This window comes from Ottowia sp. (assembly GCF_046348305.1).
In the GTDB taxonomy this organism is placed as follows: Bacteria; Pseudomonadota; Gammaproteobacteria; order Burkholderiales; family Burkholderiaceae_C; genus Ottowia.
The window spans coordinates 468628-484817 of sequence record NZ_JAXMEM010000003.1; the positions used below are offsets into that span (position 1 = coordinate 468628).

General features: G+C 67.3%; 11 protein-coding genes. 5 read left to right on the forward strand and 6 right to left on the reverse strand.

The window, feature by feature from the left end; genetic code table 11:
• The first annotated feature begins 106 nt into the window (after positions 1–106).
• A complete protein-coding gene (locus tag U1F38_RS02335) occupies positions 107–778 on the forward strand; it encodes a response regulator (protein WP_409985442.1) in 672 nt (223 codons plus the stop codon).
• 76 nt (positions 779–854) lie between these two features.
• Entirely contained in the window at positions 855–2294 is a 1440-nt protein-coding gene (locus tag U1F38_RS02340) for a sensor histidine kinase (RefSeq protein WP_409985443.1), read from the forward strand.
• 67 nt (positions 2295–2361) lie between these two features.
• Here the strand turns inward: U1F38_RS02340 and groL are convergent, their stop codons facing one another.
• The 3 genes from groL to U1F38_RS02355 form a co-directional block, all read right to left on the reverse strand.
• Entirely contained in the window at positions 2362–4011 is a 1650-nt protein-coding gene (gene groL, locus U1F38_RS02345) for a chaperonin GroEL (protein ID WP_409985444.1), read from the reverse strand.
• Positions 4012–4113: 102 nt separating this feature from the next.
• Positions 4114–4404: a co-chaperone GroES gene (groES, locus tag U1F38_RS02350; protein ID WP_409985445.1), complete on the reverse strand. Its 291-nt coding sequence runs from the start codon at positions 4402–4404 to the stop codon at positions 4114–4116.
• Between the two features lie 187 nt (positions 4405–4591).
• On the reverse strand, positions 4592–5341 hold the full coding sequence (locus U1F38_RS02355; protein ID WP_409985446.1) for a GntR family transcriptional regulator: 750 nt from the start codon (positions 5339–5341) through the stop codon (positions 4592–4594).
• 116 nt (positions 5342–5457) lie between these two features.
• Here U1F38_RS02355 and U1F38_RS02360 point away from each other — a divergent pair, with 116 nt between their 5' ends.
• Positions 5458–6834 carry an adenylosuccinate lyase family protein gene (locus U1F38_RS02360; protein ID WP_409985447.1) on the forward strand — a complete coding sequence of 459 codons (1377 nt, stop codon included), beginning with the start codon at positions 5458–5460 and terminating at the stop codon, positions 6832–6834.
• A 23-nt stretch (positions 6835–6857) separates the two neighbouring features.
• Positions 6858–8222, forward strand: a complete 1365-nt coding sequence (locus tag U1F38_RS02365) for a cation:dicarboxylate symporter family transporter (protein ID WP_409985448.1) — start codon at positions 6858–6860, stop codon at positions 8220–8222.
• Between the two features lie 99 nt (positions 8223–8321).
• Here the strand turns inward: U1F38_RS02365 and U1F38_RS02370 are convergent, their stop codons facing one another.
• Positions 8322–10604 (reverse strand): nitric-oxide reductase large subunit, encoded by a 2283-nt coding sequence (locus U1F38_RS02370; protein WP_409985449.1) that lies wholly within the window; start codon positions 10602–10604, stop codon positions 8322–8324.
• A gap of 258 nt (positions 10605–10862) precedes the next feature.
• On the opposite strand from U1F38_RS02370, the gene norR reads away from it, so the two are divergent.
• The gene (gene norR / locus U1F38_RS02375; protein WP_409985450.1) at positions 10863–12431 is read left to right on the forward strand and encodes a nitric oxide reductase transcriptional regulator NorR; all 1569 of its coding nucleotides are present in this window, start codon (positions 10863–10865) and stop codon (positions 12429–12431) included.
• Here norR and U1F38_RS02380 read toward each other — a convergent pair whose 3' ends face one another.
• Together U1F38_RS02380 and uvrC are read right to left on the reverse strand one after the other, a co-directional pair.
• Positions 12432–14105 (reverse strand): SulP family inorganic anion transporter, encoded by a 1674-nt coding sequence (locus U1F38_RS02380; protein ID WP_409985451.1) that lies wholly within the window; start codon positions 14103–14105, stop codon positions 12432–12434.
• 78 nt (positions 14106–14183) lie between these two features.
• Positions 14184–16154 carry an excinuclease ABC subunit UvrC gene (gene uvrC, locus U1F38_RS02385; protein ID WP_409985452.1) on the reverse strand — a complete coding sequence of 657 codons (1971 nt, stop codon included), beginning with the start codon at positions 16152–16154 and terminating at the stop codon, positions 14184–14186.
• Between the last annotated feature and the right edge of the window lie 36 nt (positions 16155–16190).

Genomic DNA, 16190 nt, shown 5'->3' on the forward strand with positions numbered 1-16190 from the left:
CAGTCTAAAAATCGCCATCCTTCAACCAGCTTTCGCCGAACGGGTGGATTCATCAGGGTTATCCCTTTCTTTGCGGCGGCGTTCATAGAATCGCCGGACTGAAGCCATGAAACTGCTGCTGATCGAAGACAACCTGGAGCTGTCGCACTGGCTTGCCCGCCTGCTGCGCGAGCAGGACTTCGTGGTGGATGAGGTGGCCGACGGCGCGGCGGCCGACCTGCAATTGCGGCAGGCGCGCTACGACGTGGTGCTGCTGGACCTGAACATCCCGCAGCTGTCGGGCAAGGGCGTGCTGCGCCGGCTGCGCGAGCGCGGCGACGGCGTGCCGGTGCTGATCCTGACGGCCAGCGCGTCGTTGGACCAGAAGGTGCTGTGCCTGGAGATCGGCGCCGACGACTACATGGTCAAGCCCATCGAGGGGCGCGAGCTGGTGGCGCGCATCAAGGCGCTGGTGCGCCGCCAGGTGCCGGGGCGCGCCAACACCTTGCTGTGCGGCGACCTGCGCTACGAGCTGCAAACACGCCAGTTCGCGCTGGCCGACGCGCCCCTGGCGCTGCCGCCGCGCGAGCGCGCGCTGCTGGAGGCCTTGATGCTCAAGCAGGGCAGCGCGGTGCCCAAGCAGGCGCTGATGGACGGCCTGTTCGAGCTGGATGACGAAGCCGGCGTGGACGCGCTGGAGTTGTACGTGCACCGCCTGCGCAAGAAGCTGGAGGCCAGCCAGGCGCGCATCATCACCCTGCGCGGCGTGGGTTATCTGCTGCGCGTGAAGGAAGAATGAAGGGCCTTCGCATGTCCCTGCGCGCCTTGCTTGTGCTCTTGCATCGCCATGCCAGGTGGGGCGGCGGATAGCCGGCATGCACAGCCTGCGCATGCGCCTGGTGGCCTGGCTGCTGCTGCCGCTGTCGCTGTTCGTGGCGGTCAGTGCGTTTTTCAGCTGGCGCAACGCCGCCACGGTGGCGGACTATGTGCAGGACCATGACTTGCTCGCCTCGGCCAAGGTCTTGTCGGACCGGCTGATCTGGGATGGCGATGCGGTGGAGGCCAGCGTGCCGCCGGCGGCGCTGGCCTTGTTCGCATCGCCCGCGCATGACCAGGTGTTCCTCAGCGTCACCGGGGTGGACGGGCGGCTGCTGGCGGGGGCGCCGGGCTTTCCGCTGCCCGCCGTGCGTCAGCTGCAGGGGCCCGATCGGGCGCAGTGGTATGACACGCGCATCCAGGGGCTGCCGGTGCGCGCCGTGGTCACCGAGCGCTCGATGTACGACGTGGCCGGTGCGCGCGCCATCACCATTGCCGTGGGCAAGACCACCGGCAGCCGCGACGCCATGGTGCGCACCCTGTGGTGGCCCACGCTGGGCACCTTGCTGCTGGCCCTGGCGCTGGCGCTGGTGCTGACCACGCTGGCGCTGACCTGGGAGCTGCGCCCCCTGGTGCGTCTGGGCCGCCAGATGGCGCAGCGCGACCCGCTGCACCTGGACTTCGCGGTCGATACGCGCGCCTTGCACACCGAACTGCGGCCCGTGGGCGAGACCATCAACCAGTTCGTGCAGCAACTGCACATGCATTCGCAGGCGCAGCGGCGCTTCATTGCCGACGCGGCGCACCAGCTGCGCACGCCGCTGGCATTGCAGGCCTCGCAGATCGAGTTTGTGCGCCACGTGCGCGAGCACCGCCAGGACTGGGACACGCGCCGTGCCGACATGGACCAGTTCTGGAAAGAGCTGCACGACAGCAACCGCCGGCTGACCGCCGTCACCAACCAGTTGCTGCTGCTGGCGCAGGCCGAGCACGCCGACGCCCATGCGCGCCTGGCGCCGGTGGATTTGGGCGAAGCCGCGCTGCACGCCGTGGAGCAGTTGGCCGGGCTGGCCGATCGGCGCCGCATCGACCTGGGCCTGGACGCCGCCCCCGCCGCGCCCGTGCTGGCCGAGCCGGCGCTGCTGGACGCGCTGATCAGCAACCTGGTGGACAACGCGCTGCGCTACACGCCCGAGGGCGGGCGCGTGACGGTCATGGTGCGCCGCGCCGGCGACGCGGTGGAGCTGGTGGTGGACGACAACGGCCCCGGCATCCCGACCGAGGCGCAGGAGCGCGTGTTCGACCGCTTTTGTCGCCTGGCCGAAGGCAGCGACGGCAGTGGCCTGGGCCTGGCCATCGTGCGCGAGGTGGCGCGCGGCTGCGGCGCCAGCGTGCAACTGGGCGCCAACCCGCGCGAGCCGCATGGCCTGCGCGTGACGGTGCGCTTTGCGGCGACGCAGGCCGCGCCGGACGCACAAGAAAAGCCCCCGCGGGCGTGACGCCGGCGGGGGCTTGCGTTGGCGGCGGCCACCGGCCTTGCAGCCGGTGGTGCAGCGGGCGCCGGACTTACATGTCCATGCCGCCCATGCCACCCATGCCGCCCATGCCGCCGGGCATGCCGCCGGCGGGGGCCTCGTCCTTGGGCGCCTCGGCCACCATGGCTTCGGTGGTCAGCATCAGGCCGGCCACGGAGGCGGCGTTCTGCAGCGCGGTGCGGGTGACCTTGGTGGGGTCCAGGATGCCCATCTCGATCATGTCGCCGTACTCGCCGTTGGCGGCGTTGTAGCCAAAGTTGCCCTTGCCTTCCAGCACCTTGTTGACGACCACGCTGGCTTCGTCGCCGGCGTTGAAGACGATCTCGCGCAGCGGCGCTTCGATGGCCTTGAGCACCAGCTTGACACCGGCGTCCTGGTCGGCGTTGGCACCCTTGATGGCGCCAGCGGCCTGGCGGGCACGCAGCAGGGCCACGCCGCCGCCGGCGACGATGCCTTCTTCAACGGCCGCGCGCGTGGCGTGCAGGGCGTCTTCGACGCGCGCCTTCTTCTCCTTCATCTCGACCTCGGTGGCAGCGCCGACCTTGATCACGGCCACGCCGCCGGCCAGCTTGGCCACGCGCTCTTGCAGCTTCTCGCGGTCGTAGTCGCTGGTGGCTTCCTCGATCTGCACGCGGATCTGCTTGACACGCGCCTCGATGTCGGCGGCCTTGCCGGCGCCGTCGATGATGGTGGTGTTTTCCTTGCCCACTTCGATGGTCTTGGCCTGGCCCAGGTCGGCCAGCGTCACCTTCTCAAGGCTCAGGCCCACGTCCTCGGCGATGACCTTGCCGCCCGTCAGGATGGCGATGTCTTCCAGCATGGCCTTGCGACGGTCGCCAAAGCCCGGGGCCTTGACGGCCACGACCTTCAGGATGCCGCGGATGGTGTTGACCACCAGGGTGGCCAGGGCCTCGCCCTCGACTTCCTCGGCCACGATCAGCAGCGGGCGGCCGGCCTTGGCCACGGCTTCCAGCGTGGGCAGCAGGTCGCGGATATTGCTGATCTTCTTGTCGAACAGCAGCACGTAGGGGTTGTCCAGCAGTGCGGCCTGCTTCTCGGGGTTGTTGATGAAGTAGGGCGACAGGTAGCCGCGGTCGAACTGCATGCCTTCAACCACGTCCAGCTCGTTGTCCAGGCTCTTGCCGTCCTCGACGGTAATGACCCCCTCTTTGCCCACCTTGTCCATGGCGTCGGCGATGATCTTGCCGATCGACTCGTCGCTGTTGGCCGAGATGGAGCCGACCTGGGCGATTTCCTTGCTGGTGGTGGTGGCCTTGCTGGCCTTCTTCAACTGCTCGATCAGGGCCGCCACGGCCTTGTCGATGCCGCGCTTGAGGTCCATCGGGTTCATGCCGGCGGCCACGTATTTCATGCCTTCGCGCACGATGGCCTGGGCCAGCACGGTGGCGGTGGTGGTGCCGTCGCCGGCGTTGTCGCTGGTCTTGGAAGCGACTTCCTTGACCATCTGCGCGCCCATGTTCTGCAGTTTGTCCTTGAGCTCGATCTCCTTGGCCACCGACACGCCGTCCTTGGTCACCGTGGGGGCGCCGAAGCTGCGCTCCAGCACCACGTTGCGGCCCTTGGGGCCCAGGGTGGTCTTGACCGCGTTGGCCAGGATGTTCACGCCTTCGACCATGCGGGCGCGGGCTTCGCCGCCGAAAACTACGTCTTTTGCTGCCATGTTGTTGGCTCCAGAAAAATATGAATGAAATGCCGCTCTAGCGCAGGTGGATCAAGCGCGAGCAGCTATGAAACAAGGAGTTATGCGGAACGAGGTGAGGAATTACTTCTCGACGACTGCAAACAGATCGTCTTCTTTCATCACCAGCAGCTCGTCGCCATCGACCTTGACGGTCTGGCCGCTGTACTTGCCGAACAGCACGCGATCGCCCACCTTCACGTGCATGGCGATGGCCTTGCCGTTGTCGTCCAGGCGGCCCGGACCCACGGCCAGCACTTCGCCCTGGTCGGGCTTTTCGGCGGCGTTGTCGGGAATGACGATGCCCGAGGCGGTCTTGGTTTCGTTCTCCAGACGCTTGACGATCACGCGATCGGCGAGGGGACGCAGTTTCATGGATGCTCCTAAGTGGATGATATGAAAGAAATTTCTCGGCTGACCGGCACGCCGCTTGTGCAGCGGCCATCACCTGAACGGATGGGGAAGATGCGGTGTGTTAGCACTCAACTCCAACGAGTGCCAATGATAAGGGCAATTTCGGCTGATTCAAGCCCGGGATGTTTGGGCAAATGGTCGACGCGATCTACCCCGCCCTTTTCAACTGCATTGACACCGAGAAACGATCCGCCGGGTGCACCGTGATGGTTGCCTGAAACAGCTCACCATCCTCGTCCATGTAGCGGCGCACGATTTTCAGTGCCGGCGTACCCACCGGCACGCCCAGCGCCGTGGCAATGGTTTCGTCTTCGATCAGCAGCGCGCGGATGTCCTGTTGGATCTCGGCGATTCGCCGGCCGTGCGCTGATTCGATCAGCGAACTGATCAAGACGTCAGGGGCGGAGCGCGCGAGCGTCACGATGTCCGTGTAGGCGGGATCGACGTACACATCCGTCCAGCCGATCGGCGTGTGCTGTGCATCACCCACCAAACGCAGGCTGGAGATGCGCAGCCACTTGGTGCCGTCCGGGCAGCCGATGTCGGCTGCCAGTGCACCGTCGACCATGGTCTCGCCGCTGCGCTGCATCGCCCGCAGGTGTTCCGCACCGAACTGCACCAGATCGTCTACGGAGGTGAGCGATGAGCGGAACGAGGTCCGCGGTTGCGCCGCGATGACCCGCGTGCCCACGTTCTTTTTGCGCAGCACCAGGCCCATCGTCTGCAGCTGGGCCAGCGCCGCGCGAATGGTATGGCGGCTGGTGCCGTAGTGCTGGCACAGCTCCAGCTCGGTCGGCAGCAGCGCACCAACGGCGAAATGCCCGGTGGTGATGGCGTCCGTGAGGTGACGCGCCACCTGACTGAAGTTTGGCTTCTGCACCACCGGTTCGAGGCCCATGTTCGACATAAGGGTAAACCCCATAATTGAATATGTTCGGACATATTATGATTGATATGTCCGAACATATTGATTCGGATTGTTCGTGTCCTTCCCTGCACTTTTCAGAGGTCTTCATGACGACACCTGCCATCCCCCTGTCCAGCACCGTGGTTGACTCCATTTTGTTTCGTGACGCCTTCGGCACCCAGAAGATGCGCGACATTTTCTCGGATCGGGCACTGATTCAGCGCTACATCGACGTGGAAGTGGCCTTGGCCCACGCCGAGGCTCGCGTGGGCGTGATTCCCGCCGAGGCGGCCGCGGCCATCGCTCGCGAATCGCGCATCGAGCGCGTCGACTTCGACCACATGCGCCATGAAACCGACATCGTGGGCTATCCCATCTTGCCGCTGGTGCACCAACTGGTGCAGATGTGCGGCGAGGCGGGGCGCTATGTGCACTGGGGCGCTACCACGCAGGACATCATGGACAGCGCCGTCGCCCTGCAGATGCGCGACGCCATCGACAGCATTGGCGCGGACATCCGCGAGTTGCGCGGCATCCTGGCTGGATTGGCGAAGAAGCACCGGGACACCCCCATGGCCGGCCGCACCCACTTGCAGCAGGCGTTGCCTGTGACCTTCGGCTACAAGGTGGCGATCTGGCTTGCCATGTTCGACCGCCACCAGCAGCGCCTGAGTGAATTGCGCCCCCGCGTGGCGGTGATTGAGTTTGCCGGCGCGGCCGGCACGCTGGCCTCGGTGGGCGACAGGGGCTTCGACATTCAGCGAGCATTGGCCGAAGAACTGAAGCTGGGCGTGCCCGCCACCACGTGGCATGTGGCGCGCGACGGCTTTGCCGAGGCCGTCAACCTGCTGGCGCTCATCACCGGCTCGCTGGGCAAGATTGCGCTGGACATCATGATCATGGCGTCCACCGAGTTCGCCGAGGTGTACGAACCCTTCGTCAAGGGGCGTGGCGCCAGCAGCACGATGCCGCAAAAGCGCAACCCGATCTCCAGCGAGCTGATGCTGGCGGCATCGAAGGCCGTACGTCAGCACGCGGGCCTGATGGTGGACGCGATGGTGCAGGATTTCGAGCGCGCCACTGGACCGTGGCACGCGGAGTGGATCGCGATTCCCGAGAGCTTCATCCTGAGTTCGGGCGCTCTGCACCAGGCCAAGTTCGCGCTCTCTGGCCTGATCGTGGATGACGCCCGCATGAAGCACAACCTCGGCATCAGCCGCGGTCTGATCGTGGCCGAGGCCGTGATGATGGGCATGGCCCCGCATATCGGGCGCCAGCAGGCGCACGACTTGGTGTATGACGCTTGCCGCACCGTCAACGAACGGGGCGGCACACTGGCCGAGGCGCTGGCCGCGCTGCCCGAGGTGACGAAGCATTTCGACTGCGCCACCATCGATCGCCTGACCGATCCGGTCAACTACCTGGGCCTGGCGCCGCAGATGGTTGATCGCGCCCTGGAGCTGTCCGCCAAGGTGCAGGCCTGAACCCGTCGGTGGAGGAGACAACCATGATGGATTCAACCCTTCAGGCCCCGGCCAAAAGACTGCCCTGGTACCGCAAGCTCGGCATGCAGGTTCTGGTGTCGCTGGTCCTCGGCATTGCCGTGGGCTTCATGTTCCCTGCGTTCTCGTCCAAGCTGAAGCTGCTGGGCGACATGTTCCTGTCGCTCATCAAGGCGGGCGTTGCGCCGCTGGTGTTCCTGACCATCGTGCACGGCATCGCTTCGGCCGGCGACGTGAAAAGCGCGGGCCGCGTGGGCTGGCGCGCCATTGTCTACTTCGAGGTCATCTCCACCATCGCCCTCATGTTCGGGTTGCTGGCGGGAAATCTGGTCGAGATCGGCAAGGGAATGGCGCACGTCACGGCTGGTACCGTGGCGCCGGCTGCCAAGGCAGCAGCGCCCCAGGGCTTTCTCGAGTTCATGGCGCACATCGTGCCGGACAACTTCGTCGGAGCCTTCGCCAAGGGCGAGTTGCTGCAGGTGGTGGTGCTGGCGATCATGGTCGGCATCGGCATCCTGGCAATTCCGGAAGAACGCCGCGTCTCCATCAATGCGGCGCTTGATGGCATTTCCGAGGTGCTGTTTGCCTTCATCAACCTGGTGATGAAGCTCGCACCCATCGGCACCTTCGGCGCGGTGGCGTACTCGGTGGGCAGCAACGGCAGCGCCGTTTTGCTTGCGCTGGCGGAGTTTGTGTTGGGCTTCTACGTGTTGGTGGCGCTGTTTATTGCGGTAGCGATGGGGACGGTGGCCAAAATCGCGGGGTTCAGTCTCTGGCGCTTCGTGCGCTACATCAAGGACGAAATCCTGATCGTGCTGGGCACCGCCTCGTCCGAAAGCGCGCTGCCGCGTTTGCTGATCAAGCTCGAGCGCCTGGGCTGTGCGCAGCAGACGGTGGGATTGGTTCTGCCCACGGGCTACGCCTTCAACCTCGACGGCACTTCACTGTTCATGGCGATGGGGGTGATGTTCATCTCGCATGCCTACGGTGTGCCACTGACCCTGGACCATCAGCTCGGCATCCTGCTGTTGATGCTGCTGACCTCCAAGGGCGCCGCCACGGTGTCGGGGGGCTCGTTTGTGGTGTTCGCGGCCACGGTCACCTCCACGGGGATCCTCCCGGTGGAGGGCCTCGCATTGATCTTTGGCGTGTACCGCTTTTTGTCGATGGCAATCGCCACCTGCAACACCCTGGGCAACAGCGTGGCGACGGTGGTGGTGGCCAAGTGGTCGGGCACCTTCGACGCGCAGGCGGCCGAGCGCCATCTGTATCCCGAGCGCTATCCGCAAACCGCTGCGGCGGATGCCGCGATGGAAGATGGCACCCTGCTGGCCGCCGATGCCCACGAAGCCGTATCCCCGGCGCAATGAAAAAACGCCCGGCGCCACGATCTTGTGCATCAAGACCGTGGCGCCGGGCTGGCGCCGTATTGGGCGGCACGCCTCGCGCGGGCGCACCACCCCGGACAATCAGGACGCCGCGCCCTGCAGCCTTCCTTGCGGCACGTCGGTCGCATCGCGCTGGAACACCCCCAGCACCACCTGCCAGGCCATGGCCAGGGCGCCGACGATGAACACCACGTCGCCGTAGGTGCGCACCCAGCGCAGGGTTTGCAGCAGGGGTTGCTGCATGAAGGTTTCGCTGCGTGCCCACCACAGGCCTTCGCTCACGCTGGCGCTGAACTGCATGATGCCGATGGGCAGCAGGCTGGTGGTGATCATCAGCACCAGGCCGCCGTTCAGGCCCCAGAACGCCGTTTTCATCAGGCGCTCGTTGAACACCAGGTTCGGGCGGATGTAGCGCAGCACCAGCAGGGTGAAGCCCAGCGCCAGGAAGCCGTACACCCCGAACAGCGCAGCGTGCGCGTGCACCGGCGTGGTGTTCAGGCCCTGGATGTAGTAGAGCGAAATCGGCGGGTTGATCATGAAGCCGAAGACACCCGCGCCCAGCATGTTCCAGAACGCCACGGTGACGAAGGCCAGCAGCGGCCACTTGAGGTTTTCCATCCAGGGCGCGCGCGTCTTCAGACGCCATTGCTCCCAGGCCTCGTGGCCCAGCACGATCAGCGGCACCACTTCCAGCGCGCTGAAGGCGGCGCCCACGGCCATCACGGGCGTGGTGGTGCCGGCAAAGTACAGGTGGTGGAAGGTTCCCGGAATGCCGCCCAGCAAGAAGAGCGAGGCCGAGGCCAGGCTGGCCGACGTGGCCATGCTGCGCGACACCAGGCCCATGCTGCTGAAGACGAAGGCCAGCGCCGTGGTGGCAAACACCTCGAAGAAGCCCTCCACCCACAGGTGCACCACCCACCAGCGCCAGTACTCCATCACCGACAGGTTGGTGCGCTCGCCGTAGAACAGGCCCGCGCCGTAGAACAGGCCGATGGCGCCGACCGAGGCCGTGAGCAGGGCCAGCAGGTTCTTGTCCTCGCCGCTCTTTTTGAACAGTGCGGGCATCACACCGCGCAGCATCAGCACCAGCCAGAACAAAATGCCGACCCATTTGAGGATCTGCCACAGGCGGCCCAGGTCGACAAACTCATAGCCTTGGTGGCCCAGCCAGAAGTTCCACTCGGGCGGCAGCACCTGCGCGATGGCCAGGTAGTTGCCGATGAATGAACCCACGCAGACGATGACCAGCGCCCAGAACAGGATGTCCACGCCCAGCTTCTGGAACCGGGGGTCTCTGCCGCCGTTGATGATGGGCGCCAGGAAAAGCCCCACGGCCAGAAAACCCGTGGCGATCCAGAACAGCGCCGCCTGGATGTGCCAGGTGCGCGTGAGGGCGTAGGGGAACCACTGCGACACGTCGATGCCATAAAAGCGCTGGCCTTCCACCGTGTAGTGCGCGGTAAAGCCGCCGATGAACACCTGGAAGATGAACAGGCCCACCACCAGAAACAGGTACTTGCCCAGCGCGCGCTGCGAGGGCGTGAGCGCAAAGCGCATCAGCGGGTCGCGCGCCGGGGCGACGGGCTCGGCCTCGTCATGCTTGCCCAGGAAGGACCAACCCCACACCAGAAAGCCGATGCCGGCCAGCAGCACCACCACGCTGACCACCGACCACACCACGTTCTCGCTGCTCGGCACGTTGTCGATCAGCGGCTCGTGCGGCCAGTTGTTGGTGTAGGTGACGTGGCTGTTCGGTCGCTCGGCCGAGGCGGCCCAGGCCGTCCAGAAGAAGAAGTGCGTCAGCTGCTGGCGGCGCTCGGCACTGGGCAGCGTGTCTTCCTTCATCGCGAAGTGCTCGCGGCTTTTTTGCAGCGAGGGATCGGCCGAGAACAGGCGCTGGTAGTAGTCGGCCGTCTGCGCCATGGCCTGGGCGCGGCGCTCGCTCACGACCAGGCGGTTTTGCGCGTCCACGCCGTCGCCGCGGTACTCGGCCTTCAGCTCGGCGCGCAGCGCGCCTTGCGGGCCGGCGGCCAGCTCGGCATAGGGCTTGCCGTACTGCGCCTTGGCGGCCAAGTCCAGCCAGGCCATCAGCTCGCGGTGCAGCCAGTCGGCCGTCCAGTCGGGCGCCTGGTAAGCGCCGTGGCCCCAGATGGAGCCCAGCTGCATGCCGCCCACCGACTGCCAGGCGGTCTGGCCGTCGAGGATGTCATCCTGCGTGAACAGCGCCTTGCCGTTGTCCGTCACCACCTGCGCGGGAATGGGCGGCGCCGAGCGGTAGATGTCGGCGCCGAAGTAGCCCAGCAGCGAGAACATCACGATGCATAGGCCGATCAGGGTGAACCAGTGTTTCTTGTAGCGTCCCATGATGGGGGTCTTTCCGGTTGGAGGTCGAGAGAGGGGTGTCAATCAAACAATGGCGTTCGCACGGGCCCGGCGGAAATGGGGGGTGATTCGGTGTTTGTCATGGCGGCACATCCTTGCTTCAGGTCAATACGAGGGTTTACCCTGCGTTTATCCCGCAATCACGGGTTTGGAAAATTGATCCATGTCCAATATTCCGTGGAAACAACGGTTAAAGTCACCGTATTAAATAAAGGTAAAAATTACCTTTTATAGGTATTTATGACCATTGAATCGGTTTCATCCGAGCTCTTGGCCGACCTGGCCGTCGAGTTGCCGGCCGCCGTGCGTGCGCAGCGCCTGGCGGAGTTGCTGCGCACGCACTTTCGCTGCGGGGCTGTGGCGCTGCTCAGCCTGGACGGCAGCGGCGAGGCCCTGCGACCCGAGGCGGTGGACGGCCTGACACCCGACGCCCTGGGGCGCCGCTTTGCGCTGATGGAGCACCCGCGCCTGGCCGCCATCCTGCGGCGCGGCGAGGTCACGCGCTTTCACCACGACAGCGGCCTGCCCGATCCGTATGACGGCCTGGTGATCGAGCGGCCGGGTGAGCCGCTGCGCGTGCATGACTGCATGGGCATCGCGCTGGCGGTCGAGGGCCGGCCTTGGGGCGTGCTGACGCTGGACGCGCTGGACGTTGGCACCTTCGATGAACCGGCGCAGCGCCAGCTCGCCGAGCTGCTGCCGCTGATCGAGGCGGTGGTGCGCGTGGGGCAGCTGGAGGGCGCGTTGCGCGTTGCCCGCCAGTCGGCCGGCACCTCGCTGGCCGGGGGCCTGGGCATCAGCGAAGACCGCGGCCTGGTGGGCGAAAGCGAGGGCATGCAGCACGTGCTGCGCGAGTTGCAGCTGGTGGCCGACACCGACCTGCCCGTGCTGCTGCTGGGCGAGACCGGGGTGGGCAAGGAGCTGTTTGCCCAGCGCCTGCACGCGCTGTCGCGCCGGCGCGATCAGCCGCTGGTGCATGTCAACTGCGCCGCCTTGCCGCCGGCGCTGGCCGAGGGCGAGTTGTTCGGTCATGTGCGCGGCGCCTTTGCCGGCGCGCTGGAAGATCGCGTCGGCCGCTTCGAGGCCGCCAACGGCGGCACGCTGCTGCTGGAGGAAGTGGGCGAGCTGCCCCTGGCCGTGCAGGCCAAGCTGCTGCGCACTCTGCAAAACAACCAGGTGCAGCGCCTGGGCGAGGCCACGCCGCGCGCGGTGGACGTGCGCGTGATTGCCACCACCAACCGCAGCCTGCGCGAGCAGGTGCAGGCGGGGGCGTTTCGCGCCGACCTGTACCACCGCCTGTCGGTGTATCCCATTCCCATCCCGCCGCTGCGCGAGCGCGGGCGCGACGTGCTGCTGCTGGCCGGTCGCCTGCTGGAGACCAACCGCGCCCGCCTGGGCCTGCGCAGCCTGCGCCTGGACACGGGCGCCAAGCAAGCGCTGCGCCGCTATGCCTGGCCGGGCAACGTACGCGAGCTGGAGCAGGTGATTGGCCGCGCCGCGCTGAAGGCGCTCAGCCGTGGCGCCAGCCGCACCGACATCGTCACCCTGGGGGCCGAACTGCTGGACCTGGACGACGCGCCGAGCAGCGCCGCCAGCGCGGCATCGGGCCCGTCCGCCGTGCCGCCGGCGCCGGCCGATGATGCGGGAACCCTGCGCGAGCGGGTGGATGCCTGCCAGCGCGCCGCCATCACGCAGGCGCTGGCCGCGCACGGCGGGCGCTGGGCGGCGGCGGCGCGCGATCTGGGCGTGGACGCCAGCAACCTGAACAAGCTGGCGCGCCGGCTGGGCTGCGTGCCAAGCGGGCGCTGATCAGTCGCCGGCTTCAAGCAGCGTGCGGGCCGCGGCCAGCGCGCTGGCCCAATCCGGCGCCAGCCCGCCCGCGATCAGCGCGTGCAAGCCGCTACGCCGGGCCATGTCCAGCGGCTGGCCTTGCAGGCCACAGCTCAGCAGATGCACGCCTTGCCCTTCGCAGGCCCGCGCCAACGCGGCCAGGCTGTCCGCGCCGGTGGAATCCAGATAGATGACGGGCGTGAAATCAAGCATCAGCACGCGCGTGGGCAAAGCCGCTTGCAGGGCCTCGGTCAGCGTCGTGGTGCCAAAGAACAGGGCCCCGTGAAAGCGGCACACCTGCACCGCCGCGCCGTGGCGGGACAAGTCGGGCGGTGTGCAGCGCTCCACGCGCGAGAGCCGGGCGATGCGCACGATGAAGGTCACGCAGGCCGCCACGATGCCGAATTGCACCGCCACCGTCAGGTCGAACACCACCGTCAGCAGGAACACCGACAGCAGCGTGATGCGGTAGGGCACGGTCAGGTGGCGCAGGTGCGCGAAGGCGCGCCACTCGCCCATGTTCCAGGCCACGAACATCAGGATGGCCGCCAGCGTGGCCAGCGGAATCGACGCCGCCAGCGGCGCCGCGGCCAGAATCACCCCCAGCAGCACCAGCGCGTGCACGATGCCGGCGATGGGGCTGCTGGCACCGCTCTTGACGTTGGTGACGGTGCGCGCGATGGTGCCCGTCGCCGGCATGCCGCCCAGCAGCGGCGCGACGACGTTGGCAATCCCTTGCGCCATCAGTTCCTGGTTGGGATCGTGGCGGTCCTGGATCAGGCCGTCGGCCACGCGCGCGCACAGCAGCGACTCGATGGCGCCCAGCGCCGCCAGCGTGACGGCCGGCATCAGCAGCTGGCGCGCCGTCTCCCAGTCGAGCTGCGGCCAGGCCAGCGCCGGCAGCGCCGCCGGAATGCCGCCAAAGCGCGAGCCGATGGTCTCCACCGGCAGCTTGAACACGCCCACCGCCGTGGTGGCCAGCACCAGCGCCACAATCGAGCCCGGCACCCGGTTGAGCCGCCCCGAAAACGGCGCGCGCGCGCCCAGCGCCGGCATGCCCTGCTGCCAGACGGCGATGACGATGAGCGAGGCCAGCGCCACGCCCAGCGCCCAGGGGTTGAACGTGTGCAGCTGACCCCACAGCGCCCCCAGGATGCCGAAGAAATCGCCCGGCATTTTCTCGATCGACAGGCCCAGAAAGTCCTTCACCTGCGACAGCCCGATCAGCACCGCGATGCCGTTGGTGAAGCCGATGATCACCGCAATCGGGATGAAGCGCACCAGCGTGCCCAGCCGCAGCAGGCCCATGACAAACAGCAGCACGCCCGAGATCAGCGTGGCCGCGATCAGCCCGCCCACGCCGAACTGCTGCACGATGCCGTAGACGATGACGATGAAGGCGCCCGCCGGCCCGCCGATCTGCACCCGGCTGCCGCCCAGCAGCGAGATCAGCAAGCCCGCCACGATGGCCGTGAACAGGCCCGCCTGCGGCGTCAGCCCCGAGGCAATGGCAAAGGCCATGGCCAGCGGCAGCGCCACCACCGCCACCGTCAGGCCGGCGCCCACGTCGCCCATGAAGCGGGCACGGTCGTAGCCCGCGAGTGCATCGATCAGCCGCGGGCGAAAACGGGTCATGGGCAGCAGGCGGGACATCAGGCGGCGGGCAGGGCAGGGCGATGGGCCCCGGCGCACCAGTATAGGCAGGCGCGGTGGCAGCAGGCCTGCGCCGCGTCAATGCAAGGCGCGGTAGATGTCCTCGGCCAGCGCGCGCGACACGCCCTCCACCGTCATCAGGTCTTCCACGCTGGCGGCCTCCACGCCGCGCGCGCCGCCAAAGCGCTGCAGCAGGCGCGCACGCTTCTTGGGGCCCACGCCGGCAATGTCTTCCAGGCGGCTGGCGCCGGTGCGCACGCGGGCGCGCTGCGCGCGCATGCCGGTGATGGCAAAACGGTGCGCCTCGTCGCGGATCTGTGCCACCAGCATCAGCGCGGCCGAGTCGTGACCCAGATACACCTTCGGGCGGCCGTCGGCAAACACCAGCTCTTCCAGCCCCACCTTGCGGCCCTCGCCCTTTTCGACGCCGACGATCAGCGAGATGTCCAGCGCGAGCTCTTCGAAGACCTGGCGCGCCATCGCCACCTGTCCCTTGCCGCCATCCACCAGCACCAGATCGGGCATGCGCACGGTGGCGGCGTTGCCTTGCTCGCGCAGGGTTTCGGCGATCTTGCCGTAGCGGCGCGCCAGCACCTGGCGCATGGCGGCGTAGTCGTCGCCCGGGGTGATGCCATCGATCTTGTAGCGGCGGTACTCGCTGCTGACCATGCGGTGGCCCTGAAACACCACGCAACTGGCCTGCGTGGCCTCGCCCGCGGTGTGGCTGATGTCGAAGCACTCGATGCGCAGCAGCTCGAGCTGGTCGCTGGGCAAGTCCAGCGCCTCGGCCAGCGCGCGCGTGCGCGCCTGCTGCGAGCCTTCTTCGGCCAGCAGGCGCGCCAGCTGCAGGGCGGCGTTTTGCTGCGCCATCTCCAGCCAGATGCGGCGCTGGCCGCGCGGGGCGTGGGTGGCGGCAATCGGGTGCTCCTCCTTGTCCGACAGCGCCTGCAGCAGCGCGCGTGCCACCGGCTCGCTGGTGATCAGCTGCGCCGGCGCGGGCACGGCCAGATAGTGCTGGGCAATGAAGGCGTCCAGCACCTGGGCCTCCACTGTGGTCAGCTCGGCGTCTTCGCGCACGGCGGCCAGCGCGTGCGCGTCTTCCAGCTGGGTCGGAAAGTAGGCCCGGTCGCCCAGGTGGCGTCCGCCGCGCACCATCGCCAGGTTGACGCAGGCGCGCCCGCCCTGCACCTTGACGGCCAGGATGTCCACGTCAGCCTCCGAGCCCACCTCGACGGCCTGTTGGTGCAGCACGCGCGAGAGCGACTGGATCTGGTTGCGGATCAGCGCCGCCTGCTCGAAGCGCAGGGCATCCGAGTGCGCCATCATGCGCTGCTCCAGCACCTGCAAGAGCTCCTGTGTCTGCCCGCGCAAAAACTGCTCGGCATGCGCCACGTCGGCCGCGTAGTCCGCATCGCTGATCAGCCGCACGCAGGGCGCCGTGCAGCGCTTGATCTGGTAGAGCAGGCAGGGCCGCGTGCGGTGGGCGAACACCGTGTCCTCGCAGGTGCGCAGGCGAAACACCTTTTGCAAGAGCTCGATGGTCTGCTTGACCGCCCAGGCATTGGGGTAGGGGCCGAAGTAGCGGTGGCGCTTGTCGGTGGCGCCGCGGTAGTAGGCGATGCGCGGGTAGGCGGCGGCGTCGGGCGCGCCGGGCCCGGGGTCGGGGCGGGGCGCGCCGTTGCCTGTCAGCTTGAGATAGGGGTAGCTCTTGTCGTCGCGAAACAGGATGTTGTACTTGGGCGCGAGCTGCTTGATCAGGTTGTTTTCCAGGATCAGCGCCTCGGCCTCGGAGCGCACCACGGTGGTCTCCAGCCGCGCGATCTTGCCGACCATGTGGCCGATGCGCGTGCCGCCATGGTTCTTGCTGAAGTAGCTGGACACGCGTTTTTTCAGGTTGCGCGCCTTGCCCACGTACAGCACCTGGCCCGCCGCGTCGAAGTAGCGATACACGCCCGGCAGGCCGGGCAGGGCGGCCACCTGCGCCAGCACCTCGGGCGGGTGCGGGCGGGTCGGCTCGTCGGGGGTCTCGGGCGCCGTGGGCTCGCTCATGCCGGGCAGTTTACGGGCATCGCTTCGTCCTCCAAT